Annotated in this window: 28 protein-coding genes and 1 tRNA gene; 11 read left to right on the top strand and 18 right to left on the bottom strand. The window is 64.1% G+C overall.

Features of this window, described 5'->3' with window-relative positions; all coding sequences use genetic code 11:
- Window positions 1–238 precede the first annotated feature (238 nt).
- The 4 genes from ABFE16_13680 to ABFE16_13695 all read right to left on the bottom strand — a co-directional run bounded on the left by ABFE16_13680 (window position 239) and on the right by ABFE16_13695 (window position 4,270).
- Window positions 239–631, bottom strand: coding sequence for a hypothetical protein (locus tag ABFE16_13680; protein MEN6346345.1), 393 nt, complete (start codon window positions 629–631; stop codon window positions 239–241).
- 160 nt (window positions 632–791) lie between these two features.
- Window positions 792–2,486, bottom strand: a complete 1,695-nt coding sequence (locus ABFE16_13685) for an FAD-dependent oxidoreductase (protein ID MEN6346346.1) — start codon at window positions 2,484–2,486, stop codon at window positions 792–794.
- Between the two features lie 116 nt (window positions 2,487–2,602).
- The gene (locus ABFE16_13690; protein MEN6346347.1) at window positions 2,603–3,280 is read right to left on the bottom strand and encodes a methylenetetrahydrofolate reductase C-terminal domain-containing protein; all 678 of its coding nucleotides are present in this window, start codon (window positions 3,278–3,280) and stop codon (window positions 2,603–2,605) included.
- A gap of 81 nt (window positions 3,281–3,361) precedes the next feature.
- Window positions 3,362–4,270, bottom strand: coding sequence for a methylenetetrahydrofolate reductase (locus ABFE16_13695; protein MEN6346348.1), 909 nt, complete (start codon window positions 4,268–4,270; stop codon window positions 3,362–3,364).
- 308 nt (window positions 4,271–4,578) lie between these two features.
- Here ABFE16_13695 and ABFE16_13700 point away from each other — a divergent pair, with 308 nt between their 5' ends.
- From ABFE16_13700 to ABFE16_13710, 3 genes are read left to right on the top strand one after another with little or no spacing between them, the layout of a single operon-like run.
- The gene (locus ABFE16_13700; GenBank protein ID MEN6346349.1) at window positions 4,579–5,529 is read left to right on the top strand and encodes a MoxR family ATPase; all 951 of its coding nucleotides are present in this window, start codon (window positions 4,579–4,581) and stop codon (window positions 5,527–5,529) included.
- Window positions 5,526–6,773, top strand: a complete 1,248-nt coding sequence (locus tag ABFE16_13705; protein MEN6346350.1) for a DUF58 domain-containing protein — start codon at window positions 5,526–5,528, stop codon at window positions 6,771–6,773. The genes ABFE16_13700 and ABFE16_13705 overlap by 4 nt, the downstream gene beginning before the upstream one ends.
- Complete coding sequence (locus ABFE16_13710; protein ID MEN6346351.1) at window positions 6,754–8,997, top strand: transglutaminase domain-containing protein; 2,244 nt, start codon at window positions 6,754–6,756, stop codon at window positions 8,995–8,997. Before ABFE16_13705 ends, ABFE16_13710 begins: the two co-directional genes overlap by 20 nt.
- Window positions 8,998–9,124: 127 nt before the next feature.
- Here the strand turns inward: ABFE16_13710 and ABFE16_13715 are convergent, their stop codons facing one another.
- A complete protein-coding gene (locus ABFE16_13715) occupies window positions 9,125–9,817 on the bottom strand; it encodes a DUF2993 domain-containing protein (protein MEN6346352.1) in 693 nt (230 codons plus the stop codon).
- A 327-nt stretch (window positions 9,818–10,144) separates the two neighbouring features.
- Here ABFE16_13715 and ABFE16_13720 point away from each other — a divergent pair, with 327 nt between their 5' ends.
- From ABFE16_13720 to lepB, 4 genes are all read left to right on the top strand, one after another.
- On the top strand, window positions 10,145–10,543 hold the full coding sequence (locus ABFE16_13720) for a hypothetical protein (GenBank protein ID MEN6346353.1): 399 nt from the start codon (window positions 10,145–10,147) through the stop codon (window positions 10,541–10,543).
- Window positions 10,540–10,986: a hypothetical protein gene (locus ABFE16_13725; protein ID MEN6346354.1), complete on the top strand. Its 447-nt coding sequence runs from the start codon at window positions 10,540–10,542 to the stop codon at window positions 10,984–10,986. The genes ABFE16_13720 and ABFE16_13725 overlap by 4 nt, the downstream gene beginning before the upstream one ends.
- 25 nt (window positions 10,987–11,011) lie before the next feature.
- Window positions 11,012–12,220: an endonuclease Q family protein gene (locus ABFE16_13730; protein ID MEN6346355.1), complete on the top strand. Its 1,209-nt coding sequence runs from the start codon at window positions 11,012–11,014 to the stop codon at window positions 12,218–12,220.
- Window positions 12,221–12,290: 70 nt separating this feature from the next.
- On the top strand, window positions 12,291–12,911 hold the full coding sequence (gene lepB / locus ABFE16_13735; protein MEN6346356.1) for a signal peptidase I: 621 nt from the start codon (window positions 12,291–12,293) through the stop codon (window positions 12,909–12,911).
- Window positions 12,912–12,989: 78 nt separating this feature from the next.
- Here the strand turns inward: lepB and ABFE16_13740 are convergent, their stop codons facing one another.
- Window positions 12,990–14,345 carry a sialidase family protein gene (locus tag ABFE16_13740; GenBank protein ID MEN6346357.1) on the bottom strand — a complete coding sequence of 452 codons (1,356 nt, stop codon included), beginning with the start codon at window positions 14,343–14,345 and terminating at the stop codon, window positions 12,990–12,992.
- Between the two features lie 236 nt (window positions 14,346–14,581).
- On the opposite strand from ABFE16_13740, the gene ABFE16_13745 reads away from it, so the two are divergent.
- From ABFE16_13745 to ABFE16_13760, 4 genes are all read left to right on the top strand, one after another.
- Window positions 14,582–15,643 carry a tetratricopeptide repeat protein gene (locus tag ABFE16_13745; protein MEN6346358.1) on the top strand — a complete coding sequence of 354 codons (1,062 nt, stop codon included), beginning with the start codon at window positions 14,582–14,584 and terminating at the stop codon, window positions 15,641–15,643.
- 38 nt (window positions 15,644–15,681) lie between these two features.
- Window positions 15,682–16,377, top strand: coding sequence for a hypothetical protein (locus ABFE16_13750; protein MEN6346359.1), 696 nt, complete (start codon window positions 15,682–15,684; stop codon window positions 16,375–16,377).
- A gap of 120 nt (window positions 16,378–16,497) precedes the next feature.
- Window positions 16,498–16,719, top strand: a complete 222-nt coding sequence (locus ABFE16_13755; GenBank protein ID MEN6346360.1) for a hypothetical protein — start codon at window positions 16,498–16,500, stop codon at window positions 16,717–16,719.
- A 391-nt stretch (window positions 16,720–17,110) separates the two neighbouring features.
- The gene (locus tag ABFE16_13760) at window positions 17,111–19,120 is read left to right on the top strand and encodes an S-layer homology domain-containing protein (GenBank protein ID MEN6346361.1); all 2,010 of its coding nucleotides are present in this window, start codon (window positions 17,111–17,113) and stop codon (window positions 19,118–19,120) included.
- Between the two features lie 174 nt (window positions 19,121–19,294).
- Here the strand turns inward: ABFE16_13760 and ABFE16_13765 are convergent, their stop codons facing one another.
- The 12 genes from ABFE16_13765 to ABFE16_13820 form a co-directional block, all read right to left on the bottom strand.
- The gene (locus ABFE16_13765) at window positions 19,295–20,530 is read right to left on the bottom strand and encodes a 6-phosphofructokinase (GenBank protein MEN6346362.1); all 1,236 of its coding nucleotides are present in this window, start codon (window positions 20,528–20,530) and stop codon (window positions 19,295–19,297) included.
- A 408-nt stretch (window positions 20,531–20,938) separates the two neighbouring features.
- Window positions 20,939–21,166, bottom strand: coding sequence for a hypothetical protein (locus ABFE16_13770; protein ID MEN6346363.1), 228 nt, complete (start codon window positions 21,164–21,166; stop codon window positions 20,939–20,941).
- Between the two features lie 120 nt (window positions 21,167–21,286).
- The gene (locus ABFE16_13775) at window positions 21,287–22,105 is read right to left on the bottom strand and encodes a hypothetical protein (GenBank protein MEN6346364.1); all 819 of its coding nucleotides are present in this window, start codon (window positions 22,103–22,105) and stop codon (window positions 21,287–21,289) included.
- A 131-nt stretch (window positions 22,106–22,236) separates the two neighbouring features.
- Window positions 22,237–22,611, bottom strand: a complete 375-nt coding sequence (rplL, locus tag ABFE16_13780) for a 50S ribosomal protein L7/L12 (GenBank protein ID MEN6346365.1) — start codon at window positions 22,609–22,611, stop codon at window positions 22,237–22,239.
- Window positions 22,612–22,744: 133 nt separating this feature from the next.
- Window positions 22,745–23,275, bottom strand: coding sequence for a 50S ribosomal protein L10 (rplJ, locus tag ABFE16_13785; protein MEN6346366.1), 531 nt, complete (start codon window positions 23,273–23,275; stop codon window positions 22,745–22,747).
- Between the two features lie 300 nt (window positions 23,276–23,575).
- Window positions 23,576–24,274 carry a 50S ribosomal protein L1 gene (rplA, locus tag ABFE16_13790; protein MEN6346367.1) on the bottom strand — a complete coding sequence of 233 codons (699 nt, stop codon included), beginning with the start codon at window positions 24,272–24,274 and terminating at the stop codon, window positions 23,576–23,578.
- A 128-nt stretch (window positions 24,275–24,402) separates the two neighbouring features.
- A complete protein-coding gene (gene rplK / locus ABFE16_13795; GenBank protein MEN6346368.1) occupies window positions 24,403–24,831 on the bottom strand; it encodes a 50S ribosomal protein L11 in 429 nt (142 codons plus the stop codon).
- 136 nt (window positions 24,832–24,967) lie between these two features.
- The gene (gene nusG / locus ABFE16_13800) at window positions 24,968–25,486 is read right to left on the bottom strand and encodes a transcription termination/antitermination protein NusG (protein ID MEN6346369.1); all 519 of its coding nucleotides are present in this window, start codon (window positions 25,484–25,486) and stop codon (window positions 24,968–24,970) included.
- A gap of 42 nt (window positions 25,487–25,528) precedes the next feature.
- Window positions 25,529–25,771 (bottom strand): preprotein translocase subunit SecE, encoded by a 243-nt coding sequence (gene secE / locus ABFE16_13805; protein ID MEN6346370.1) that lies wholly within the window; start codon window positions 25,769–25,771, stop codon window positions 25,529–25,531.
- A 117-nt stretch (window positions 25,772–25,888) separates the two neighbouring features.
- Window positions 25,889–25,964, bottom strand: a tRNA-Trp gene (locus tag ABFE16_13810).
- Window positions 25,965–25,986: 22 nt separating this feature from the next.
- Window positions 25,987–26,157: a 50S ribosomal protein L33 gene (rpmG, locus tag ABFE16_13815; protein ID MEN6346371.1), complete on the bottom strand. Its 171-nt coding sequence runs from the start codon at window positions 26,155–26,157 to the stop codon at window positions 25,987–25,989.
- 90 nt (window positions 26,158–26,247) lie between these two features.
- The coding region (locus ABFE16_13820; protein MEN6346372.1) for a hypothetical protein at window positions 26,248–26,369 on the bottom strand (122 nt) is incomplete at its 5' end.

The following is a 26,369-nucleotide window of genomic DNA, read 5'->3' on the forward strand; positions in this document are numbered from 1 at the left end:
GAAGACCGAGCTTCCAGTCAGGCGCCGGGTCTTGCGACCGGAGCGCAGGGGCAATCTTCGGCGGATGCAAGCCATCGACCTGCCACCCGGCCCGTGAGGCGCGCGGCACAACAGGCTACCACAAAAGGCAGGACCGCCTCCGAGGAGACGGTCCTGCGTTGTCTACCACGTGCCGGCCTGCCGCAAGAGATTGCCCACGGTTCGGCTTCAGGGCCTCCGCGGTGCCGGGGTCTCGTGGCTACTTTGCTCCGCTCTTCGGATGCTTCACGCGTTCAACGAGGCGAACCGCTGTGGCGGTTGCGGCCTTGTCCTTCACTGCCGTCTTGGTCCGGACAACGACCTTCGCGCCGACAACGACAGAAGCCGAAGTGGCGGTCTCACGGTTCTTGAAGTACTTGGTCTTGTCGGTAACCGAGATGGTCAGATCGGTAGCCGGCTTGTCCCCCACAGCCGGGGTAGTAAGAACGAAGGACTTCAGCATGTTGCCGTCCTTCACTACGCTCTTGACGACGCCTGTCAGGGCGGGAAGAGCGGCCCGCTCGCCCCTGCCGGGTTTCCCCGGCGCAGCCACCGCAGCTACAGCCAGAGTCAGCAGGGCAAGAACCACCATGGTGCAAACGACTTTCTTCATCCTACAGGACCTCCGAGGTCCCCTGAAGGGACCCGAATAACCACGGCCACTCAAAGCGGCCTTCCCTAGAGACGCGACCACTCGGAGGCAAGTTCTATACTACCGGCGCTAGCACTTCACTCTTCTCTCGCGCAGCACAAAGCCCTTCGGTCACGTCCGATCAGTCGCCTGTTTCCATCTCGTAGGGCCAGGCGAGCAACCCGCCTTCGAGGATACTCATCCCCTCGAAGCCCTGCCCGGTCAGGATTCGGTAGGCTTCATAGGCGCGCAGACTGCTCTTGCAGTACAGCACCAATGGCCTATCACGGGGCAACTCACCAGACCGCGAACCGAGAGCGCCCAGCGGGATATGCACTGCTCCTGCGAGCCGGCCCGTCGCGAACTCACCCGGAGTCCGGACATCAACCAGCACGAAGTCCTCCCCGGCATCTCGCATCGCCTTCAGATCCACCGCAGGGAGACCCGCCACCGTTCCGTCGAGCTTGTTGCGCACCAGGTTGGCCCCGTGAATCAGAATGTCCAGCGCCTCCGAGAAGGGCGGAGCGTAACCCAGGTCCAGGTCCGCCACCTGATCCACCGTCAGGCCACCCGTGAGAGCGGTCGCAGCGACGTCGATGCGCTTGACTACGTCGCCGGGCCCCACTCCCTGCACTCCCAGCAGACGGCGCGTCTTCCTGTCCGCAAGCAGCCGCAGCACGATCGGCTTTGAGCCCGGGTAGTAATGCGGCTTGTCGCCGCCGCCTACGGTCGCCGAGACGAAGTCAAGCCCGAGCTTCTCGGCCTGGGCAGTCGAGAGACCGGTGCGCCCCACATTCCAGTCGAACACCTTCAGCACCGTCGTGCCGACGATTCCCGCAAAGGATGCCTCGCCACCGACGACCTGTGTCCCCGCGACGCGGCCCTCTTTGTTCGACACCGACCCCATCGGCATGAGCATGGTCTCACCGGTGAGCAGGTTCAGCTTCTCCGTGCAGTCACCCGCGGCGTAGATGTCGGGGTCGGAGGTCTGCATCGTCGCCGAGACCTTGATGCCCCCGGCAGGACCGATCTCCAGCCCTGCGTCGCGGGCCAGCGTCACCTTTGGCCGGACCCCGATGCTCAGCAGGACCAACTGCGCGGGGAGCTCGCCGGCGGAGGTGATGACTCTGGACACCTTGCCCTCTGCGTCGCCCTCCAGCCGCTCCACACGGGTCGAGGTCATCACCGTGACCCCGTGCTCTCGCAACCGCTTCTCAACTAGGCCCGAGAGGTCCGAGTCTAGCATCCCCATCAACTGCGGGAGCATCTCGATCACCGTCACGGCTTTCCCGCACTCGGTGATTGCCTCGGCCATCTCCATCCCGATGAGTCCGCCGCCGATGATGACCACCTGCGGGCAGGCTCCGGTTCCGATCCTTGCACGGACGGCGTCGGCTTCCTCGATGCGCTTGAGCCGCAGCACGTTCTGCAGGTCTGCGCCGAGAATCGGCGGCGCCACGGGCTCGGCACCCGTGGCGAGGACAAGCTTGTCGTAGGGAAGCGACGCGGTCTGGCCGGTGGCCAGATCACGCACCTGCACTTCCTTGCGCTCGCGGTCGATCGCGACGGCTTCTGTTCGCGTGAGGACCTTGACGTGCTTGGACTGGGCAAAGAACGCGGCGTCGCGCACCACACCCAGCGCCGAGGCCATTAGCGCCTTGCGATCCTCCACCACTCCCGACACGTAGTAGGGCAGGCCACAGCCGGCGTAAGAGATGATGTCGCTCTTCTCGATGATGGTGATGTCTGCCTGGGGGTCGAGACGACGGGCACGGGCTGCTGCCTTCGGACCGGCCGCAACACCGCCCACGATCACGATGCGACGGGGCTCAGACATGAGCTACACCTCCGGGTGGTTGGTAGTGCGTCCCGGCGGCTTCGATCCACAGAAGCCCCGGGGGCAGACCGGATCGGAGGTTGCCCCCGGGACACAAGTGCTTGCCCGTCGACCGGCTACAGCCTGCCGGCTCGGCGCGGCTCGAAGACCAACTCCGCCGGGTGCCTGTTGGCCTGGTAGTCCTTCACTCCTGCGGCGCCCATATGCTCCAGGACTCGTTCGAGTTGCCCGGTCTTCTCCGCACGCTCCAGGATCAGCGTCCAGACGCAGGACTGATTGCGGTCGACCTCGCACTTGCCGTCATCATACCCGCCGCAGGGCCCGTGGAGCTGCCCCTTCGGGCACCGCGCCATCGGGCAGATTCCTGCGTAATCGCCGACCACACAGTCGGAGCAGCACACGCAGCGCTCGTAGATCTGGCCCTTGCGGGCGGTGACGGCCGAGAACAGGCTGTCCACGCCCGGATACACGGGCTTGCTCTCCTGGCTCTCGGCCACTGACTGCACCCCGGTGCCGCAGGACAGCACCAGGATCGCCTCGGCTGCCGCCACGGCCTCCTTCTGCTTGCGGAGCAGCCGAGCGGTGTCGAGGATGTTGCAGGTGACGTCCGGGACGGCCGTGCCGGTGACGGTCTTGCCGGCAGCCTCCAGCGCCTGCTTCATCTGTGCGACCTCTGTCTCGCCGCCGGTCTCACACTGGGTCGCACAGTCGCCGCAGCCGACGATGAAGACGCTCTGAGCGTCCTGCAGGTAGCCCAGGATCTCCTCAAGGGGCTTTTTCTTGCTGGCTATCATGGGGAAACACCCGCTTTGTCATGAGGTGTATAATCTGATTATATACTTGTTCCGCGCCGCGCACAAGACCGCGAGTCGAAGCTACTGCAGGACGCCCGCCTGCTGCAGGATCGTCGGCACATGCTTGTCCCAGCCGAGGGGCATCATGTGGACGCCCTGACACATCGGCTTGAGCTCGCTCACCAGCTTCGCGCTCATCGCGATGCTCTTGGCGACCCGAGTTTCCTTGTCGGCCAGCTCCTCCATCATCCACTGCGGCACGGTGACGCCGGCGACGTTCTCGTTCATGTACCGGGCCATCATCGGGCTCTTGAGGACGACGATCCCGGCGAGGATAGGGATCGGCACCTCGCCCAGCTTGGTCATGAACTCCTCGAACTTGCCGGGCTCGTAGACCGCCTGGGTCTGGCAGAACTCCGCGCCGGCCTCGATCTTCTTGAGAAGCTTGTAGATCTGCGGCTCGACCGGCACAGCTCCCGGGTTCACGACGCAGCCCAGGCAGAAGTCGGGCGGATCGCCGTCGAGGGTCTCCCCGTCGATGAACTGCCCCGGGTTCTTGCGGTCCGGGTAGAAGGCCATGTCCTTGCCGGTGGTGAGACGCTTCGCAGCCCTGAGCAGGCTGACGGAATCCAGGTCAAAGACGGGCTTGGCCTGCGGATGGTCGCCGAGGGTCGTATAGTCGCCGGTCAGGCACAGCACGTCGGTGATGCCCAGGGCGCAGGCGCTGAGCAACTCGGACTGCAGAGACAGCCGGTTGCGGTCGCGGCAGGTTACCTGCAGCACCGGCGGCAGCCCGGCCTCCTTCAGCTTCAGGCAGCCGACCAGAGAGCCGGCGCGCATCACGGAGGACTGGATGTCCGTCACGTTTACTCCGGCGACGAGACCGCGGTAGTGCTCAGCCTCCTCGACCATGTGCTCCAGGTGGCAGCCCTTCGGCGGCGCTACCTCCCCGGTGATGATGAACCGGCCGGACGCAATTGCTTCCCGCATTGCCACGGGTGGGTTCCTCCTTGCTTCGGGGCCTTCGTGCGTCCCCTTCAGTTGCCGGATAGCAGGCTTCAGGTCTTGTCCAGGACCCGGACGGTCCTTCATCGAGGCCCGTATTTAGCCAGTTCCCCCGGGCCACTGCGATACCTTCTCGGGCCCGGTTCTTGTGGCGACAGATACTTCGACCGCCCGGAGAACAGGTCCTCAGGAATCTGTGTTACTATACCCGTGAGGGGGTCTCGAGTCGACGTCTTGACGGCTTGCAGTACCGACCGATGCCGACCCAGATAGAGGGGAGTTCACGAAGTCACATGAAGAACTTGACGGACATCACAGCCAGGCTCATTGCCAACATCGAGACGGTCATTGTGGGGAAACGTTCCGCTGTGGAGCTTTCTGTAGCGACCTTGCTCTCCGGCGGGCACATGCTGATCGAGGACATTCCCGGTGTCGGCAAGACCATGTTGGCCAGGGCTCTGGCGAAGTCCGTCGGAGGTTCCTTCCGCCGCATCCAGTTCACCCCGGACCTGCTGCCCTCAGACATCACCGGCGTGTCGGTCTACCATCAGGATACCACGAAGTTCGAGTTCCGCCCCGGACCGATCTTCGCCAATGTGGTGCTGGCGGATGAGATCAACCGGGCGACACCGAAGTCCCAGGCCGCCTTGCTCGAGGCGATGGAGGAGTTCCAGGTAACCGCCGACGGTGAGACGCGGCCCCTGCCCGACCCCTTCTTCGTCATTGCTACAGAGAACCCCATCGAGTACGAGGGGACCTACTCCCTGCCCGAGGCACAACTGGACCGCTTCATGGCTCGCGTGAGTCTCGGCTACCCCAACCACGAGGACGAGGTTGCCGTGCTCACCCGCCAGATGATCGAGCACCCCATCGTCCGTGTAGTGCCGGTCGTGTCCCCCGAGGAGGTCAACGGTCTGCAGCGGGCGGTACGGGAGATTCACGTGGAGGAGTCGCTGAAGGACTACATGGTGGACATCGTCGGTGAGACCCGCGTTCATCCCGACGTGGAGCTTGGTGCCAGTCCCCGAGGGTCTCTTGCCCTGCTGCGAATGGCGCAGGCAACCGCCGCAATCAAGGGCCGCACCTACATCACTCCCGACGACATCAAGGATGTGGCGGTCCCCGGCCTGGCGCATCGTGTCATCATCCGCCCCGATCGACGCATCCAGGGAGTGACCGCAGAGCAGGTCGTGCGGGAGGTTCTCGACACCGTCAGCGTCCCGGTGGGAGGTCCGGTCAAGTGACCATCGGTAGACGGCAAGCACTGCTCTGGGGACCCCTCTTCATCTTCCTGGTTGCCTTCATCCTGCACATCAACCAGATGTTCATCATGTTTGCGGCCCTGGGACTGTTGGGGCCGATCTCCTACCTCCTCGGCCGACGGAAGCTGGGAGGCATCGAGGTCGCGCGCCACGCGAAGTCGGTGATGACCGCCGGCGAGCTCGGTCAAGTGACCTTGAAGGTCCGCAACGAGGGACAGACGCGGCAGTTCTACATGACCGTGCGCGATAGTCTCCCCGAGGGGCTGGAGAGCCCGGACGCCGGCGAAGTGCTGGTGGCAGACCTGGCTCCCGGCGGCGAGCAGCGCCTGCAGTACTCGCTCCATGCCCGGCGTCGCGGCGTGTATCAGGTCGGCCCGACGGTCCTCGAAGGCTGGGACTTCCTGGGTCTGTACCGCTTCAGTCGCACCGTCGGTCGGCAGGTGGAGCTGCTAGTGTACCCTCGTCCGCTGCCCGTCCCTAATCTGTGGCGGAGCTCCTTGCACGGCCGCACACCGAACAAGCCCCGGAAGCGTATCGTGGGACCCAGCAGTGAGTTGCACGGCGTGCGCGACTACGTGCCCGGAGACGACCTGCGGCGCGTGGCCTGGAAGGTCTCGGCTCGCAGGGGCAAGTTGGCCGTCATCGAGACCGAGCAGACCGAGGCGACGGAGGCCGTCGTAATCGTAGACCTGGCGGCCGCTACCCATCGAGGCCAGGGAGACCGCAGTACAGTCGAGTATGCGGCGACGCTGGCAGCCTCCGTTACTGCGGAGGCGCTGGGCCGAGGCTGCAACCTGGGGCTCATCGCGCACGGTTCCGAGGACTGGTCGGTTCTGGTGTCGTCGAACCCGCGCCAGCAACTGGCGATTCTCGAAGCCCTGGCGCGAATCCGCCCGGACGGCACCATGAGCATCAGTGAGGCCCTTCATCTCCACGAGGCGGAGCTTCCTCCGGGCTGCAGCATGATCGTGATCTCGGCCGGAACCAGCCCCGAGCACGTTGCGGTGGCCGGGAGACTGCGCGCCCTTCAGCATCCGGTTACGTGGTTGGCCCTGGCGCCTCACACCTTCGCCTCGGCGCCCCGGGACGCTCGCATGCACTTCGCGGAGCACGTGGCGCTCCTGACGTCGCAAGGCACCCGTGTGGTGCAGGTCACAGGGGACAATCCAGTTGAGACCAGTCTGTGGAGAGGAGGAGCGGGCCGCTATGCGCAGACGACAGGATAGAGCACGGGCACGCCGCAGACCCACTGAGGCACTCGTCGACCGTCGCGAGCGGCTGGCCCAGTCCGCCCCTCTCCTGCTGGGCCTTCTGGTGGCAGTCAATGCTGCTGCCGCTGCCATCACCGTGACGACTAGCGAGCCGACTTACGAGTTCCTCCTCCATGTCTTCGTGTCGGCCGGGATCGCATGCAGCTTTCTGGGCCTTGCTCTGCGGGTCAACCCGAGCGTGCTGGGCACGGCGATGATGGTCCTCTCCTTCCTCAGCTTCGCCTTCCGCCACCAGCCAGACCTTCCGCTCCCACACTGGATGTTCCCGCCGGAGGTCGCCACCGATGACGAGATCGGCCTCGCAGCTCTCGTCGCCTGGTTTATGGCCGGCTTCGCCTTCATGCAGCACAGCCGAGAGAACCTGATCTTCGTCTTCGCCACCGGCCTCGCCACCATCGGCCTCATGGCGACCCGCAACCTCAACCCCGAGTTGCTCGTGTGCTTCTGCGTCTTCCTGCTCGCCTCGATCTTCGCCTGGGGCTACAGTCACTTCCTGCAGTCCGTCGCACGGCTGGGCCGTCGGATGGACTGGTCGGAGTGGGCGCAGGCGCATCTTTCGGGTGCGGTGCTGCTCTTTGTTCTGGCAGGTGCCGGCGGGGCCCTGATCGGCAACGGCCTGTATTACGCAACTCCCCGCATCTTCGCCGGAGCCGGTTTCCAGCAGCGGGTCGTGAACTGGACCGGGGCCCAGGTGGGCGGCTACTTCATGTTCACCAACTCCTTCGGTGTGGGCGCGGGCCCAATCCGACTGTCCCCCGAGCCTGTGCTGAAGGTGCGCGCCGAGCAGCCCACTCTTCTGCGCGGCCGCGTTTACGACGTCTACGACGACCACGGCTGGTCACGCGCCGATACCCGCTCAATGATCGCTCACTTCGAGGGGGAGCGGACCTACGACCTGCAGACGCTCAAGCGCCGCGTCTCTCCCGACGACGCCTATCTTGACAGCCCGGACAGGCAATCGCCGCCTCCACAGCAACCAGTCGTGAGGCCTGTCGCCGCTGCTCGGGCGAAAGCAGGGCCCCAGATTCAGCAGGAGATCGAGTTGCTATCGAGCCCGACGGCAAGCCTGTTCGGCGCACCGATGCCCGTCCAGCTCAAGTTCGGTCCCAAGATCGGGTTGCTGGACGTGGCACGACCCTCGGGTGTCACAGTAGACTCCTATGGAGGCATGCTCTCGGGGACCGTCCTGCCGCCGGGTCAGCGCTACACGGTCTGGTCCGAAGTCCCTGAGACGCGGCCCGAGGTACTGCGTCAGGTGAAGGAGGGTGACTACGACCTCACCTTCCGCGAGCAGTACATCACCCAGACCGGGCTCGAGGCTGCGCGGAGGCTGCGCCCGGTGGTTGCGCAGATCACGAAGGGCCTGGTGACACCCTACGATCGGGCAGCGGCCATCGCCCGCTACCTGGAGACCAACTGCACCTACACGCTCGAGGCCCCGGGTACTCCGCAGGGCCAGGACGCCGTCTCCAACTTCGTACTCGTCAGTAAGCGCGGTGCCTGCGACCTCTTCGCCAGCGCGATGACGATCCTGTGCCGGCTGGACGGTCTTCCCGCCCGCGTAGCGACCGGGTTCAACCGTGGCGAGTACGACCCGGCCGAGCAGGCCTACATCGTGCGCGGTCTCGATGCCCATGCCTGGTCGGAGGTCTACTTCCCGGGCTATGGCTGGGTGCCTTTCGATCTCGCGGCAGATCGGGCCGAGGGTGACATGACGCTGGCCGACTTGCTCCGGTCCGGGAACTGGGGAGGCCTGCTGGTGGCGGTCGCGAAGCTCGGGCTCTGGGGCCTGCTGGCAGTAGTCGGGCTGTACATGGTCGCGTCCGCACTGGTCGACCCGCGACGGATGCTGAGATCGGCCCTGCGCCGGTGGACCCTCAGGCAGAATCCGGCCCTGCTCCTCGGCAGTGACTATGAGCGCCTGGCGCGTGCCCTGGCGCGTCGAGCGAGACTGCGCTTCCGGCGTTCCTGGACGCCCCGCGACTTCCTCCAGGCAGTCACCGACACGGGCTGGATGGTTGGCCGAGAGGACCTGGCCCGTCGGCTGGAGGTGGCCACCGGCGAGTTCTACGACCTGCGCTATGGACCGACGCCGCCCACGGAGCAGGTCAGCGCCCTGCGACGCAAGCTCCTCAGCCTCCGCCGCCAACTACGGAAGGCCAGGGTCCGGACCAGGTAGCACGCGGCATCACCGTGGCCCTGTAACAACAAAGGAGCCCTCCCCCATCGTGGCGGGAGGGCTCATCGATGCATGCCTCACAAGACCCGGGTAGGGGTCTGCAAGCAATCTCGCGGCGGCCTGTGCGCTAGCTCGAGAATCCGATGTAGCCGGGCCGGATATTGATGACCTTCACCTTCGGCTGCAGCGGAACGTCGCGCAGGTCGATGATCGGGTTCATCTTGGCCAGGAACTGGTTGACGATCCCCACCGGAATGCCCAGCACACCGACGCTGGCCTTCGTGGGCTTGAACCAGATCTCGTAGCCCTTGCGGACTTCCAGCGTCCCAGTGAGCTTGACGTTGAACTGGTACCTGCCGGTGAAAGCGACCTGGTTGGTGCCGAAGTCGGCGCGCAGGTCCTTGATCGGGGTCTTCTTGAGCGCGAGCAGCTTGTTGACATCGGTCTCCAGCAGCTTCACGTGGCAGGTGTCCAGGTGCTGCGACTGGACGGTGACGTCGTTGTGCTTGAGTAGACCCGCGAGGTCGATGTCGACGTTGCTGGACTCGATGCGGAACTCAACAATGCGGATGTGCTTGCGCTTTTGCTCGGCGGCGTCGGCGGCTACGAAGATCTTTGCGAACTCACCTTTGTCGGTGCGAGCCTGGCTGTCGTAGGGCACGACGGTAACGCGAAGGTTGCTGACGGACCAGTCCTTCGTGATCTTGGCGCGCAGCTTGTTCTCTACGTCCTGCGCCGTCACCGCATAGGCGCTGGTGGCGGCAAGAGCGGCCAGCAATCCGACAAGGAGCGGAAGCCAAAGCCTGTAACGGATGTGCATCAGGAATCACCTGCCGGGGAGGGTTGCCGATAGTCTGGATGGGGACCCTGTACTATAGACGGATGTGCGAGCCAAGGGTTTGCCCCTTTCCTCCTAGTAACGGTCTACCGCAAGCGAAGTTCCGAACCGTGCGTGCCCGGCCTTCGTCTGCGTTCAACAGTGACCTCGGAGCCTGGGCGCACAACGTCCGGGAAGGTTCGAGCAGGAGCCTGTGGTATAATCGCCTTGCAGGGCTGCCCTCGCAGGCGTTCGGGTGTCGAATCCGGGCGATTCCGGGGGCTCACACAGCCTTGAGCCCTGCAATCCTGAGGCCAGAGGTCACGCTCTGTGGGATCCATCATACCTGCCATCCTGTGCACCCTCGCCGCCCTGTGGCTTGCCGGCGCAAGCTTCAGGAGGATCTTCGTGGCCCAGGCGCGCTGGGATGAGAGCGGCTCACCGGTCCCCGTTGTCATCCGCTGGCTGTGGATGGTCACTGTGGCGTGCTGTGCGTTGACCTGCCTGACCTTCGCGACCTTCGCCATCTACCAGCTCGCTTCGCGCTGGTTGGCGGGAGCTCTTGAGGCGAGCCTGTCCTCGCGCTGGGCGCTCTACACCAGTCTCACAGCCTATGGCCTGGCCTGGATGCAAGGACGAGCGGTCATCAAGTGGCCGCATCGACGCCCGCGCGGTCCGAAGCTGCTACCACCCGCAGGGGGGACGATGAGAGAAGGCGACGGAGAATGAAACGCGCCCTGGCGCGTATGATTGCAGCAGTCGCTCTCGTGCTGGTCGTCGGCGCGGTCCTGTTCGTACGTCTGCGAGGTGAGGCGCCGAAGGCCCCTGAGCTTCCGCACCCTGTCTTCGCCTCTCTTCGCGGACACCCGCCTGCACCCCGTGAGCTTCCTCCTGCAGAGGTGCTACGTTTCCATGACGCCATGTGGGAGGCTATCTCTGAGTACCTCGGCCGCAGCTCCAAGGGCGATGAAGACGAAGAGGCACGCGAGGAATTGGTGGCCAGGGTGAAGAAGGCCAAGGAGACGGTCCTCACCGAGGCGACCCGGCACTATGAGGGCTCCGAGCGCTATCGCGAGGGCTGGCGCGAGCAACTCGACGAAGAAGAAGACAAAGTCTGGGACAAGGCCGACCTCATGGGCGTCCACGACCAAGGCGCCAAGGACAGTCGTTAGCCCGACCCCTCTGAACGGAATCGGCATGTTCATCCACGCAGACCTGCACGTACACATTGGCAAGAGCAGTAGCGGCCGAGCGGTGAAGATCACCGCGGCCCATGACCTCACCTTCGAAAACATCGCCCTCGAGTGCGCCGACCGCAAGGGAATAGGCCTCGTGGGCGTGGTTGACTGTGCTTCCCCACCCGTGATCGCCGACATCGACGCACTGGTCGATTCTGGTGAGATGGTCCCACTGCCCGGCGGTGGTCTGCGCTACCGTGACCAGGTCACGGTGATCCTCGGTGCGGAGTTCGAGACCCACGAGCCCCAGGGCGGGATGTCGCACCATGTGAGCTACTTCCCCGACCTCGCCTGCCTGAAGGACTTCTCCGAGACCATCGGCCACTATGTGACGAACCGCGAGCTGTCGAGCCAGGCCTGCGGGCTGCCCGCACGAATCCTGTACCGCCTGTGCGCCGACTGCGGCGGGACCTTCGTCCCCGCTCACTGCTTCACTCCGCACAAGAGCGTGTACGGCTCAGCCTCTCGCCGAGCCGCAGAGCTCTTCGGCGATGCGTGGGACAAGATCTCGGCCATCGAGCTGGGGCTGAGCGCCGACAGTGACCTGGCCGACCACATCACGGAGCTGTCTGACCGCACCTTCCTGACCAATTCCGACGCCCATTCCCTTCCCCGCATCGGCCGCGAGTACAACCTCCTGGAGGTCGAGGCCGGCACCTTTGACGAACTACTCAGGGCGCTCCGACGGGAAGGCGGCAGGAGGGTATTGGCGAACTTCGGCCTCGACCCGCGCCTGGGCAAGTACCATCGGACCTTCTGCGAGGATTGCCAGTGGATCGCCCGCGGTGCGCCGCCCGCGATGCAGTGCGAGCAGTGCGGGAGCCGGCACGTCACCAAGGGTGTGCTGGATCGCATACTTGAGATCGCCGACACACCGGAGCCGCAACGACCTGAGCACCGACCGCACTACCAGTACCAGGTTCCGCTGCAGTTCGTGCCGGGCGTCGGCTCCGTGACCTACAACCGGCTCATCAACCGCTTCGGCAGCGAGATGGCCGTCCTGCATGACGCGGAGGAGAGGGAGATCGGGGAGACTGTGGGGTCTCGCGTCGCCGCGCTGATCGTCCAGGCTCGGCAAGGCACCTTGCCCCTGCAGGCTGGTGGAGGAGGTCGTTACGGCAAGGCGGTGCCCAACGAGAAGGGCTCGATCCGCCTGCCGGGGCTGTAGCAGAACCACATGTCTCGCCGGAGAGCATCTCACACCGGGTACTTCTACGCCTTGTACTGGATACCACTCCATGCGGCCTGAAGTAGAGATCCTGCAGCGAGCCTTCGAGGAGCAGCAACAACGCCGCGCACGGCGGAATCGCTACCGCCGACTGCGGAATGTACTGCTGTTCTTCCTTGGTGCCGCGATTTCCGGCGGCCTGTGCTATTTCACCGCCTGTGGCGCCTACAAGATGGGCTCTGAGGCCATGCGTCCGACCCTGGAGCCCGGTGACCGCGTCCTGGTGGCGACCTTCCTGCGGGGAACGATGCCCGATCGCGGAGACCTCGTGCTGTTCCGCTCGCCGGTTCCCGAGGAGACGCGTCTGTCCGTCAAGCGTGTCGTCGCGGTACCGGGGGACACGGTGGAGGTCAAGCAGGGCCGCCTGTGGCGCAACGGAGGGGTCGCCGAAGAGCCCTTCCTCCGCGAGCCCATGGCCTACGACTGGGGACCGGTGACCTGCGAGGGCGGGCACGTGTTGGTCCTGGGCGACAACCGGAACCAGGGGATGGACAGCCACAACTGGAGCATGCCCGGGCCGAAGGGCACACCGGTCGCCGCGCCGCAACTACCGGTTCAGTACCTTGAGGGCAAGGCCTTCGCGATCGTGTATCCTCCCCTGCGCATGACCTTCTTCCGCTCCACCCACTGACGCCTCACTATCCCGCAAACACGAAGCCCGGCTCAGGAGCATCTCCCAGGCCGGGCTTTGGCGCTCTTGCGGACCAGTCTACAGGTACGCCAGCTCACGGAAGCCGGGGACCGTGTGGCAGGTGATCAGGTTGCCGTCGTGGGCACTCTTGGCCCGCGCATCGCCCGAGCGCGACAGCACGTGCAGGTCGTCGCCGTCGATGCACATCGAGGCATAGTGCCGCGACTGCTTCCAACCGGGCCCCACCGCTACCAGACCAGCGAAGCACCAATCCACGCAGTTGCGTGAGAAGTGCAGCGCCAGCCGGTGGCGCTCGTTGTTGGGCAGGTCGAAGCGCTCCGCCGGCATGAGCTCCGGCTTGATCATCGAGTCCGTCGCCTGCGAGGAGAGCAGCCAGAACAGCTTCGTCTGCTCGTCCCACAGGATATGGAAGCGCATCTGGCCGCCGGGCATCGGCACGTAGAGCATGGTCTGTCCCGAGGGCGCCTGCTCCAGGGTCGTGGCCATCGTGCCGTCCTCAGCCTCCACCACCTTGGCCATCGCTGCCAGACCTGTTCCCGCTGTATGGGCACGCATGAAGAGGTGGAAGGTGCGGCCCTTCGGGTCATGCCAGATATGCGAGGGGTCGCTGAACTGCACCACGTTGGTCTCCAGCCATCCGATTGGCTGTGCCACTCGACGGCCGACTCCCTGCGCGTCGCGGTAGATTGGGCCGGGGTTGTAGAAGGGCACGCCGATCATGTGGGGCTCGCCCGATTGCTTGATTGCCTCGCGGAAGCTCAGGCGGCTGGCGAAGGTCCAGGAACCCTTGTTGGTCAGGTCGTCGTCGACCTTCGCCGCCATCAGCACCGGCGCCAGCACCGACACGCCCCAGCCCTTGAAGGTGCGGTCGGTGTTGTTCTCCATGACCAGGTAGACCTTGCCGTTCGCATACCAGACGTTGCAGGCCGACTGGTGCCAGCCTTCGCCCTCGGTCAGCTTAGCGGCCTGCGACCAGGTGTTACCCCCGTCATCGGAGCGCATGATCATGAGGTCGCCGACGTGGCCAAGCACGTAGAGGCTCTTGCCCGCCGTGAAGGGCCGAGCATGGAGCATCGGCATCAGAGACCGCTGCTGCCAGGTCTTCCCGTGGTCATCGCTGGAGAAGATCATGCCTCGCAGGAGGGTCTTGCCCTGCATTGCCCCCGGCAGCTTGGCGACTCCATCGCCGCCACGATCCATCGTCGCAATCAGCCGCCCACCGGGCAGACAGCAGATGCCCGGCGTGTAGCAGTACACGTGCTGCGGGTCTGGTGATTCGTAGACCACAGAGAACTCGTTGGCGAGGGGCTCGATCTTCCTGACTCCCTTCGAGGCGGCCTGATCTGCAGCAGCGCCCGAGACGCCGGCGGCAGCGGCAAGGCTGGTGCTGGCAACAAAAGTACGACGGTCCATGGACACAACCTCCACGCGATTGAGGTGCCACTCGTGACTTCAGCGACCGGGCATCGCTGCGGTCGCGGCGCTCACCTGTTACGCGGCCAGGACTTCCTCGCCGCAGGCCTGGGGACCTGCCCTGACACTGCACCACCCGGAGCAGAATCCCGAGCCGGGGTGCAGGGGATGGGCGAACAGGCTATAATGGGTTGTGTAGAAACCATTACTGCTTCCCAAAGGTAGCGTCCAAAGCCGTGAGACCCGTCACCGCATATCGTCCCAAGGCGCGTCGCGACCCGCAGGTCACCCACCTCTTCTGGCAGGGGGTGTACTACGGCATCGTCGTCGGTCTCCTCGCAGGGGCAGGTCTGTGGGGCTTTCTGCTGCTGGGTGGCGCTGGACCTGCGCTGGCGGCTGACAGGGGTCGCACGCTTCTGACCCTCGTGAGTTGCGGCGTCTTCGGCGGCGGCCTCATCTGCGTCTGGGTCTGGGGCTACCAGGCTCTTCTGCTCACAGGCCCCGAGATCGTCGCATCCTTCGGTGACCGTCTCGGCCGGTTGGTCGGCCTCTTTTTCCGCGACGAGGAGATGGAAGACCGCGAACTGAGGGTTGCTGCAGCCTCACAGGACCTGGCGCGTGGTCTGCTGGCTCTTCCGGCGGGTGTTCCACTGATGGTCGTCCTCGGCTTCCGCGGGAAGCTGGCGCAGCTAGCTACCTTGCCACTGGGCCTGCTGTCGGGGCTGTCGGCCATCGCCTGGGTTCTCCTGATCGCAGCCGGCTGGCAGTGGCTGCTCTTCGTGAAGCCGAAGGAACCGCCCAAGCCCGTCGTGGCCTCTCCGCAGGAGCGACTTGACACCGCCCGTCAGGAAGCCGAGATGGACAGTGCGCTCCAGTTGGCGGTCGCAAAGGCCCATCGGGCACGGGTTGCGGGCGAGCCGGACAAGGCCATCAAGATCCTGGAGGAAGCGCTGCGCGACGCCGACTTGCAGGGCCGCAGTGTGGCACACCTCCAGCTTCACCGTCTCCTCGGCTGGCTCTATGCCAAGCAGGGGAACGTCGACGGCGCCATGGTGATGTTCCAGACGGTGACGCGCCTTGCGGCACCCGGGAGCCCCGAGATGCAGGAAGCGCAGGCGGCCCTGGAGCGCTTGACCCGCAAGGCCGAGGCAGCCTCCGGAGTGCCGTCAGCACCGGTCCCGACCAAGGTGCTGGATCAGGACACAGCACCGGCAGGCCCGTCCAGTTCTGCCACCGATGCTGCACCGCTCTCGCCGGAGCAAGGTCGCAGCATCGAGCCGCAGAAGAAGAGCCGCTAGGCACGGGGATTGCGTCGCAGGCAAGAGGCTTTGCAGGCATGGCACGTATCGAAGATAGCAAGGGCCGGGATGACGACAACTCGGGCTACACTCGCCTGCTGGGCCTTCCGGAGCTCGGCCAGTTGCTGAGTCGCATCCATGCGACCGTCATCCGCAACGGCAACGAGCTTGAGAGCGTGCTGGCTCAGCGCTGCCCTTACCGCTCCGCAGGTCTCGCAGACCTGCTCCAGGGAGCGCTGCGTCTGCTCGAGCAGCCGATTGAGGTCTTCTTCGGCGAAGCACTCCACGTCGGACCGGCGGACCATCAGATCACGGCCGATGTGGTCATTCTCAGCCACGAAGAGCATCGCGTGCGCGCGATCGAGATCAAGGAGGGCGACCTCTTCGACACAAAGAAGGCCGACGGAGAGCTTGGCAGCCTGCGACCGCTGGCAACCCTCCTTGGGCAGCGCCTGGGATACCGTCCGAGCTACCACCTGTGCTGCTTCAACCAGGAGGACAAGGCGATCAGCGTTCGGGGCCTCAAGGGGCGGTTCGACGAGGACCAAGTGATGACCGGTCGCGAGTTGTGCGCTCTCCTTGGGGTCGATTATGACGCGGTGCGGCGTGAGCGCGAGGACGACGTGCGCGCCAACTTCGAGTACCTGACCGGCGAGCTTGCCGGGATACCGCAGATCAGGGACGCCGTAAGCCGCAAGATGGGGGTTGCTCGCGCGGAGGGTGACTGGTTCTAGTGTCCTGAGGCTTGTGTCGTGTCGCCGATCTTTCGGTGTGGCGTACACCGCACGGCAACCCTTGCAGTCGAGGGCTCCGTTGCGGGGCCGAGATTCTCGAGTACCAAAGGGAGGTCCAAGATGGCCAAGAAACTCATGACCTGTGAGCACTGCCAGGGCAAGAAGAACTGCACCACCAGCGGGGGCAAGAGCTGCCGCATCTGCATGGAGGCGGCCGGGATGGGTCGCAGGCAGTGGGCGACTGTTCGTTGCTCCTACTGCGGTGGGCGCGGGAAGTTGTGGGTCGAGGTTGAGGAGCCGGAGGCGGCGGAGTCTGCGGAGGCCGAGAAGCCGACGGAGTAGCCCCTTCAGACCACCGTGCAGGCCTCCGCGTGCGGGCAGAAAGTGGCGCAACTGGATGTAACTGTGACTGTCCAAGAAGTTGACGCGATCTAGTGCCTATGCTATAGTCGCTACGGGGTGGCGTCCTTTCGTGGCGCACCCCATCTCCGGCGTTTCGTTTCGCCCTTTCCCGATACGGGCCAAAGAAGGGAGGCACCTCCAGGCCTGGGAGATGGAGCTTGTGGAGCGAGACGGTGTGGGTATCGCACACGCGGCCGACGCATGGTGAGGAAACTTTGGAAACTCTCCATCGTGCGGCGCCGATCGCAGCTATGCCCACTTCAGCGGGCCCCCGCCCAGGGCAATTCGGGGGTACCTCTCCGGAGCAACATGAGGAGGGTAAAACAATACCATGAAGAAGCTCGTACTGTGTGTAGCGGCCTTTGTCCTTGTGGTTTCACCGGTTCTCGCTCAGGGTACCGCGAAGGTGAACCCGGCAGAGACCGTGCCGTTTGATCACTGGGCGTACGATGCGGTGCAGCGCCTGGCCGAACAGGGTATTGTCATTGGTTATCCCGATGGCAGCTACCGCGGCGACCGCGCAATGACCCGCTATGAGTTCGCAATGGCGATCTCCCGCCTGCTCGACGTCATTCCCGCTGCTGCCCAGGGCCCCAAGGGCGATCCGGGTAAGGACGGCCGCTCCGGTGCTGCCGGCGCGACCGGCGCAACCGGCCCGATGGGTCTCACTGGTCCTGCTGGTCCGAAGGGCGACATGGGCCCTGCCGGTCCGAAGGGCGATAAGGGCGACGTAGGTCCGATGGGTCCTGCCGGCCCCGCTGGCGCTCCGGGTGCTCCCGGTGGCGAGCGCGGTCCCGTGGGCCCGACCGGCCCGAAGGGTGACATGGGTCCCGCCGGTCCGATGGGCGCTCCTGGCCCCGTCGGCCCCAAGGGTGACCGCGGTCCGATCGGCCCGATGGGTCCTGCCGGTCCTGCTGGTGTTGCCGGTCCTGCTGGCCCCGTGGGTGTTGTTGGCCCCGCCGGTGCCAAGGGTGACAAGGGCGATGCCCCGACCCCCGATGAGGTCCGCGCGATCTGCAAGCAGCTCCTCGACGAGTTCGGCAATGACATCAAGGCCATCCGCGACGACCTCGATTACCTTGAGGACGACGTGTATGATCTCGGCGACCGCGTAGCATGGCTCGAAGAGAACGCCAAGGGCCCGAAGGCCACTGGCTACTTCGACTATCGCATCGGCTACACGGGCGACAGCCTCCAGTCCGGCGCAGAGTTCGACAACCTGACCGCGAAGTTCGGTATCGAGGGCAAGGTTACCAACGCGCTGAACGCCAAGCTGTCCTTCAAGTACCGTGACACCGCCGATAATGGTCGCGCCTGGTTCAACGAGACAGCAAGCCAGCTCTACGGCGATGCTGCTGTCGATGGCAACGACGCCGAGCAGATCTGGCTGGACGAGGCAACTCTGTCCTTCGCCACCAAGGGTCTCCTCTCCGCCGACTGGACCGTCGGTCGCCAGTTCGTGGACTACGGTCTCGGCCTGGTCGTCAACAACGAGCGCGAGTCCATGCAGGGTCTCCGGGCGAAGTTCACCAACGTCTGGAATACCAATCTGGACTTCGACGTGTTCGCTGGCGGCGCCAACTACAACTTCGACCAGCCGGTAGGCACCACCCCTGACGCCGATGCCGACGGTTACCTGGCAATGGCTCTCGCCTATGGCCGCCCGAGCTGGAAGCTCACTGGCACCTACCTGCACGATGGCTATGGCAACGAACGCGCCTGGGGCGCCGACTTCTGGGCCAAGTTCTGGGGTCGCGAGCTTTACGCTTCCTACGGTGAACTCGTGAAGTCCCGGGCCGGCGTGGATGTCGACAACTACAGCCACAACACCCCGGTCGCTCTCATGGCCATGCTGGATGTCTGGAAGAGCAAGAACTTCGCTCTCCGCGGCTTCTACAGCGATGTAGATGCCGAGTACGACATCTGGTCGAGCACGCTCAACCCGTACTACGAGACCTACCGCAACACCAACAGCCTCGCCATCCCGTGGGAACGCTGGCTCCGCAACCCGCTTGCGATGACCAACGTCGAAGCCCTGGGTGGCCAGCTCGAGTTCAACCTCGGCAGCACCCCCTTCGAGATCGCGTACTATGATCTCGACTGCAACAGCCGCTACTGGAACAAGTCCGCGTACGCTGGCCTCACCAATGCCAGCTCCGCTGCGAACGTTGACGGCGACGTCCTGCCGTACAACAAGCTGTTCTCGATCCGCATGAGCAAGGAAGTCGCCGACGGCGTCAAGGTCGGCCTGACCTACGCTCAGCAGAGCGCAAACAGCGACTTCTCGCAGGCGCTCGAAGACCAGAAGCTGCTGTCCGCCGAGGTCACCGTGGGCTTCTAGCCCAACTGACCAACCGTTACACAGAGGGCTCCGCAGCGATGCGGAGCCCTTTTTCTTGCGCCGGGTTCTTGCGTTCCGGCCCTATCGCGAACACGGCCAAGCAAAACGCCCCGCCAAGAAGCCTCGGCGGGGCGCTGCTGTATCCCCGATCCTTCCCTGGTCCTACGGACCACCCTACTTCGCGCGGACGTAGGGCTGCAGCTTCTTCGCAGCCATGTCCTTGCTCAGCCGCGGGTAGTGCGGGAGATCAGCCGAGTACCCGGCAGTGAGGCCCTTGGTGAGCGGCTTCACGTAGTCGATGAACTCCTTCGTCACACCGTTCTGGCGGCTGTTGAGCCACTCGAGCGGCACGCTGCGCACCTTGTCGGCCACGCTGACGAGAGAGGTCGTGCCGGTCTCGAACTCGTAGGGGTCGTCGTTCTTGCGCTCGATCGTGACCATTACATCGGTCTCGCCCCGAACAGCGCGCTCGACGGCATCCGCGCCCACGGCGTAAGCCTGGTCGAGGTCCGGCTGCGACTGCCCCCAGGCGAAGCACCGCTGCAAGTTCCCCAGCTTGTCGTTGCGGGCGCGAACGCCCAACTCCTCCTCGATCATGTCGCCGACAGCCTGGGCCACACCGCCCAGACGCCCGTGTCCAAACTCGTCCACCTTCTGCGAGGTGGTGCCGAGGCTCGAGTCCGCGAAGGCGAAGCCCTCAGACACTGCGACGACCAAGTAACCGTACTCCTCATAGCACGCCCTGCAGTCCGCGAGGAACTCGTCCGGGTTGACCTTAACTTCCGGCAGATACACGAGGTGAGGGGCCATGTAGTCGTCCAGCCGACCGACCTGAGTCGCGCCCGTCAGCCACCCCGCGTTGCGTCCCATGATCTCGACGACCTCGATGTTGCCGAAAGCCTCGGCGTCCTTCGCAGCAAACTGGCAACCGGCTGCAGCAAAGCGCGCTGCGGATCCGAAGCCGGGGCAGTTGTCGGTGAAAACCAGGTCGTTGTCGATGGTCTTCGGAACGCCGATGACCTGCATCTCCCAGTCGCTCGTCTTTGCCAGCTCGGAGATCAGGTGGCAAGTCAACTGGGAGTCGTTGCCGCCCGTGTAAAAGAAGTACCGGATGTTGTGAGCCTTGAAGACCTCCATGCAGCGCTCGAGGTCCGGCTGCTTCGGCTTCATGCGGCAGGTACCCAGCGCAGCCGAGGGCGTGAGCTTCAGCTGCTCAAGGACACCCGGGTCCTCGTGGTACAGGTCGAACATATCCTCATTGAGTATCCCGGTGATGCCGTGAGCAGCACCGTAGAAAGACTCGATCTGCTCGTACTTGCGGCCCGTCTGAACCGCACCTATGACGCTCGCGTTGATGACCATCGTCGGCCCGCCGGACTGGCCGATGAGTGCGTTACCTTTGGGTGGCATAGTGGCCTTCCTCCTATGGGTAAACCGGGTGAAGCACCTTCACATAAGGTTATAATGAACATAACCTCTAGCTGCATCCCTAGTCAAGCTATTCGCCATCGATGCCCCAGATCCCTTTGGCTCCGTGCGCTCTGTCCTTGCCCTTGCCGGTCCATCTCCCCTGCTTCAACCCCCTGGCTGGCTTCCTCAGTCCCGTGGGCGACCGACTACTGCGCCCACAACCAAGTGTCCCAGCAGGGCTCCGTCGGTGCCGCTGACAGACGCTGAACAAGAGGATGGGGGCCAAGCGCCGAGGCCGGCACGCGGGACCGTCGGCCGATAGCGAGAGGAGCGACAGGCCTAGGCCTGTCGCTCCTCGTCACTTCCGATTGCTACCACCCAGACAGATCGTGTCCGGGGGATTCGCAACTACATGTTCTCGACTGCGGACGGAGCGGCTTCGACGTTCATAGCTGGCTCAGCAGTCATGTTCTCGGTCGCCACCGGGGCGGTTGCCTCTGCGCCGGCGTCGGCGGGGCTCGGCTCCTCAACGGTTACGTTGTTGTTGTCGGCCGACGGCTTCGGGCAGCCAACCAGAGTCAGGACAGCGGCGAGGAACACAACGACGAGTACAGCGGCGAGCAGTGACTTGTGCATGTCATACCATCCTTTCGCGATTTGCGTCTCCCCACGACTAAGTCGGTTCGACGGTACAACCGTCGCCGGTGCGACGGTAACTGCCACGAGATAACAGGTTACCAAGAATCCGCAGAGCCGTCAATGCGTCTCCCTGGCACCTAGAACATCCGCGATCGAATGCGGACGTTTGAGACACTCCACCACCTCGGCAATCTCCTCGGCCGTGATCGATCCCAGCCTGCGGATTGCACTCCCCCGCTCAACGGCTCCCTCTTCTGCCACCTCAGCATTGCCAAAGGCACTCAACGCAGCCTCGGCGAAACCCGCATGCTCCAGGCAGACCCCGATCCACCGCGACAGGTAACTGTCCAACTCGCCACCTGATAGCCCACACTCAAAGGAGGCAACCGCCCTCAGCATCGCATCACGATAGCCGGTCTCGTCCAGCACGGTCCGGACGCCAGACTGTGCGTCGACCGCGGTGAACGCACGCTCCGCGAGCACATACCTGCTGAACCCGAGACCGAAGTGCAGGACGGGGTGATCGGCGCCCAGTCCCAGGGCCTGCTCAAGGTACTCTGCGGCCCGATCGAACAGAGACAACTGATACGCGCAAGAGGCGGCGAGGACGAGACGCGTGATCTCGTCGCCCTGGCCAACCACCTGCGCTTCGCATGCCTCTGCCAGGACACTGCGCAGCAGCGCGCGCCTCTTGTCCAAGAGCGAAACGACGTCGCCAAGCTGCCTGGCAGACCCGTGGGGCCCAGTTAGGCCGCGAAGCTGAAGGTGATAGTTCAGCTCACGTGTCAGCAACTCCCTGAACAACCGCGTCAGCGACGGACAGGACAGACCTGCCTCCACTAGTCGGCTCATGGTGAGCCGATGAAACGCCAGGGATAGATGCGACACGCTGTCGAAGGCCCCCAGCTCCTCGACCATTGCCTTGATCTGGTCCATATGGTCTATGCACCGCCTCCCGAAGGGCGGGGCACCCCTCCGCCACACGCCCCGCCGATCCCAGCAAAGCGCCCGTGTTAGGCCGCGGCGGCATTCGCAGAGGCATCCAACCACGCAGGCATCCGGAGCTGCTACTTCAGTTCGACCTTGCCACCCGCAGCCTCGATCTTCTCCTTCACTGCGTTCGCGTCGTCCTTGCTGACTTCCTCGGCGACCACTGCGCCCGGCGCGGACTCGACGAGTTCCTTGGCTTCCTTGAGACCGAGGCTGGTAACCTCGCGCACGGCCTTGATGACCTGGATCTTCTCCGGGCCGATCTCGGTGAGGACTACGTTGAAGCTGTCCTTCTCTTCCTCTTCGGCTGCTGCCCCGGCGCCGGGCATGGCGGCCACGGCGATCGGAGCTGCTGCGGTAACGCCCCACTGATCCTGAAGCTTGTCTTTCAGCTCGACGAGCTCGAGTACGCTCAGACCGTTGATTGCGCTGATGATTTCGTCAACCGTCACGTGTATCCCTCCTGAATTCCCCACTCGGGCCTGCCATGCAGACCGGTTCCCGCCCGTATGACGGGCTTGTTCCGCGTCGCTCACCTTCGGCGCGCGGGTATGTAGCATCACCACGAGCTATGCACCGGCGATACTAGCTCTCCTGCTTGTCGACTATCGCCTGCAGTGTGTAGACAACGTCTGACAGCAGGCCATTGACCGTGTTGAGCAGTGCTGTCGGCGGCCCGGCAATCGCCCCCACGACGGAGGACTTGATCTGGTCTACCGGCGGAAGCTCTGCCAGCGCCTGGGCGCCCGCACCCTCGAAGAGACGTCCGTCCACGAAAGCGGCCTTGATCATCCACTTCTGCGTGTCGAGAGTGAGCTCCTTGTTGAACTCCTTCATCGCACGCGCAGGAGCGAAGGCATCTTCGCCGCAGAAGGTCACCGCAGTCGGTCCCGCAAGGAACTTGACGAGACCCTCCCCCGGCGTCCCTTCCAAAGCCAGTGCCAGCAGACGGTTCTTGACTACCTCGATCCGCCCGCCCGCGTCGGTCACCTTCCGGCGCAGAGACGTGAGCTTGTCCACGCCCAACCCTTCGTACTCGGCCAGGAACATACCACCAGCCCCTGCCACGCTCTCCTTGAGTTCAGCGACCCGCGCTTCCTTTTCGGGAGTCGGCATTCGTTCACCTCCTCTACCGTGGGGGCCCGGAGACCCAGAGGGTCTCACGTAGCCCCATCAGATTCATGTGTATACCGCACAGAACCAAAACGGCGGCAGCCCTGAGGGTCGGGACCGCCGCCGTAAGCGACAGAGGAGAGCGCGCGGGTCACCCCGCAAGGCTCTGCTATCCCGGCCTCGGTCGGCGGACGACGAGCGTCCCTTAGGCTGCTGCGCCGACTGTCTAGGGCCTTCTCAGAGACCGGGCGAACCCGGTCACCGTTTTCAAAGGAACCGACCTCTCACAGCCTTCGCCCTCACCTACTGGATGCGCGTCCCCAGTGTATCCAGGTCCAGCCGGATTCCAGGTCCCATCGTGCTCGAGATCGCGGCGGTGCGGATGAACTTCCCAGTGACTGCCGCGGGCCGCGCCCGATTGACCGTGGTGAGGATGCTCAACAGGTTCTCCACCAGCTGCTCCTCGGTGAAGGACAGCTTGCCAATACCCGCGTGCAAGCCGCCGCCACGGTCCATGCGGTACTCCAGGCGCCCACCCATCAGTTCACGAACCGCCTGGCCTACGTCAGGGGTGATGTTGCCCGCCTTCTTCGAAGGCATCCTCGGGCCGAGCTTGCGACCGAGCGGGCCGATGATACGCATCATCTGAGGCTGCGCGACCAGAATGTCGAAGTCTTCCCATCCCTCAGAGATGGCCTGGACGAGATCCTCGCCGCCGACACGCACTGCACCGGCCTCTTCTGCCTCCCGCGCGGCATCGCCCTCGGCAAAGACGGCGACCTTCGGCTGCTTACCAGTGCCATGCGGCAGCGTCGTCGTACCTCGGACGGTCTGGTCGCCCTTGGCCGGGTCGGCACCGAGCTTCAGATGGAGCTCCAAGGACTCATCGAACTTGGCGTTCGCATACTGCTTTGCGAGCGCGACCGCCTCTTCGGGTTTGTAGCTCTCGGTACGGCTCGTCTTCTTCAGGTTCTCAGACACACGCTTGCTATGCTTCGGCATCCGTAACACCTCGTCCGTCGGAGGCGGCAGCCGACACCCTCGTCGACCGCTCCCACCCTCTGGTGGTAGAGTAAGCGGGCAGCCCTTGGGCGCCACCCGCAGGTACAACCAAGCGGAACAGAGCTGGACTAGTCAGAGATGACTTCGATGCCCATGCTGCGGGCCGTACCGCTGATGATCAGCATAGCGGCTTCGACGTCCCGCGCATTGAGGTCCGGCATCTTCTTCACGGCGATCTCCCGAACCTGAGAGGTCGTCAACTGCGCGACCTTCTCCTTGTTCGGGACGCCGGAACCCTTGGCAAGCGCAGCGGCCTTCTTTAGAAGACTCGAAGCCGGCGGGGTCTTGCAGATGTACGTGAAGCTGCGGTCCTGGAAGACCGTGATCTCCACGGGGATGATGTCGCCCATCTGCTGCACCGTCTTCTCGTTGAAGGACTTGCAGAACTCCATGATATTGACGCCGTGCTGACCCAGCGCCGGACCCACAGGCGGCGCAGGATTAGCCTTCCCGGCCGGGCAATGCAGCTTGATGACGGCGAGAACCTTCTTTGCCATGCTCAATACCCCTTAGACTGCGGCCCGATTGGAGCCGCCCCGACTGGTCCAGCATCTGCCTGACCAGGCATCATTGTCGATATCCCAAGCTCGCGGCCAGATCTACCGACGGCACACCAGCTTCGACGACCAGCCACTACAGCTTCTCAATCTGCGTAAAGTCGACCTCTACCGGAGTCTCACGCCCGAAGATCGAGATCAGAACCTTCACCGTTTCCCGCTCGGGATTCACGTCCACGACTTTCCCACTGAACTCGTTGAAAGGGCCCTCGGTGATGCGCACTGCCTGCCCCGACGTCCAGATCGTCTTGGGCTTTTGGGCCTCTTCACCGACGGTCCGCAGCAACGCTGCGACTTCGGAGTCCTTCAGTGGAACCGGAGTATCCGCGGAGCCCACAAAGTGCGTGACCCCAGCGGTGCGCTGGATCAGGTGGCGCATCGGGTCCGTTAGGTGCATCTGCACCAACACATAGCCCGGGTACACCTTACGCTTGACCTCCCGGCGCTTACCCGCAGAAGACCGGATCTCGGTCTCCGTCGGGACCAGAATGCGCCCCAACAGGTGGCCCATATCCTCCGCTTCCACCATCTTCTCGATTGTGGCTTTGACCCGGTTCTCCTTGCCGGTCAAAGTATGGACCACGTACCACTGCATGAAAGGGGCTCTCCTTCGTGCGCACCGTGACGCCCACTCAACCTAATGCGCCAGACCAAGCAACCTCATGACCTGCATACAGACGACATCCAAGATGGCGACCCAGGCAGAAACGACGGCGACTGCCAAGACGACGACGACGGTGAAGGAATAGGTCTCCTCATGGCTGGGCCAAACCACCCGTTGGAGCTCTGCACGCACGTCTTTCAGGAACCGCCATAAGTTGACGAAGGGCCGAGCCAGTCGTGAGAGGAAGCCCGCCCCCTGCGCTTTTGCCGTGGCCATATGTGAGGACCTCGCCTGAGCCGTCCGAAAGGTGCACCCCAAGTAAGTTGTTGTGAACTGGCCGCGTTTCCCTCGGGAAACCGCCACCACCGCGTGCACGCACTTTTTGTTGAGAGATGGCAGGGGCGGCCGGACTTGAACCGACAACCTACGGTTTTGGAGACCGCCGCTCTACCAATTGAGCTACGCCCCTGCAGATCCGGCACTTCGCGCGACTACTTGCGCAGACGCTGCTCGGTGTGCTCGGTGTGCTCGTTACACTTCCGGCAATGCTTCTTCAGAGACAGGCGATCCGAGACATTCTGCCGGTTCTTCGTCGTCAAGTAATTCTGGCTCTTGCACTTCGTACACTGCAAAATGAACTTTGTCTGTGGCACAGTCAGCACCTACCCGCACAAGCTGCCGGAAACGCCCTGGATGGTTTTCTGTTGGAGACGGGGCGCAGCAAACCGCGCCCCGGTTTCAATCTTCCGCTACTACTCAAGGATCTTGGTGACGACGCCGGCGCCCACGGTATGCCCGCCTTCGCGGATCGCAAACCGAAGACCCTCTTCCATGGCGATCGGAACAATCAGCTCCCCGCCGATCCGCACGTTGT

The organism is Armatimonadia bacterium (genome assembly GCA_039679385.1).
Taxonomy (GTDB): domain Bacteria; phylum Armatimonadota; class Zipacnadia; order Zipacnadales; family JABUFB01; genus JAJFTQ01.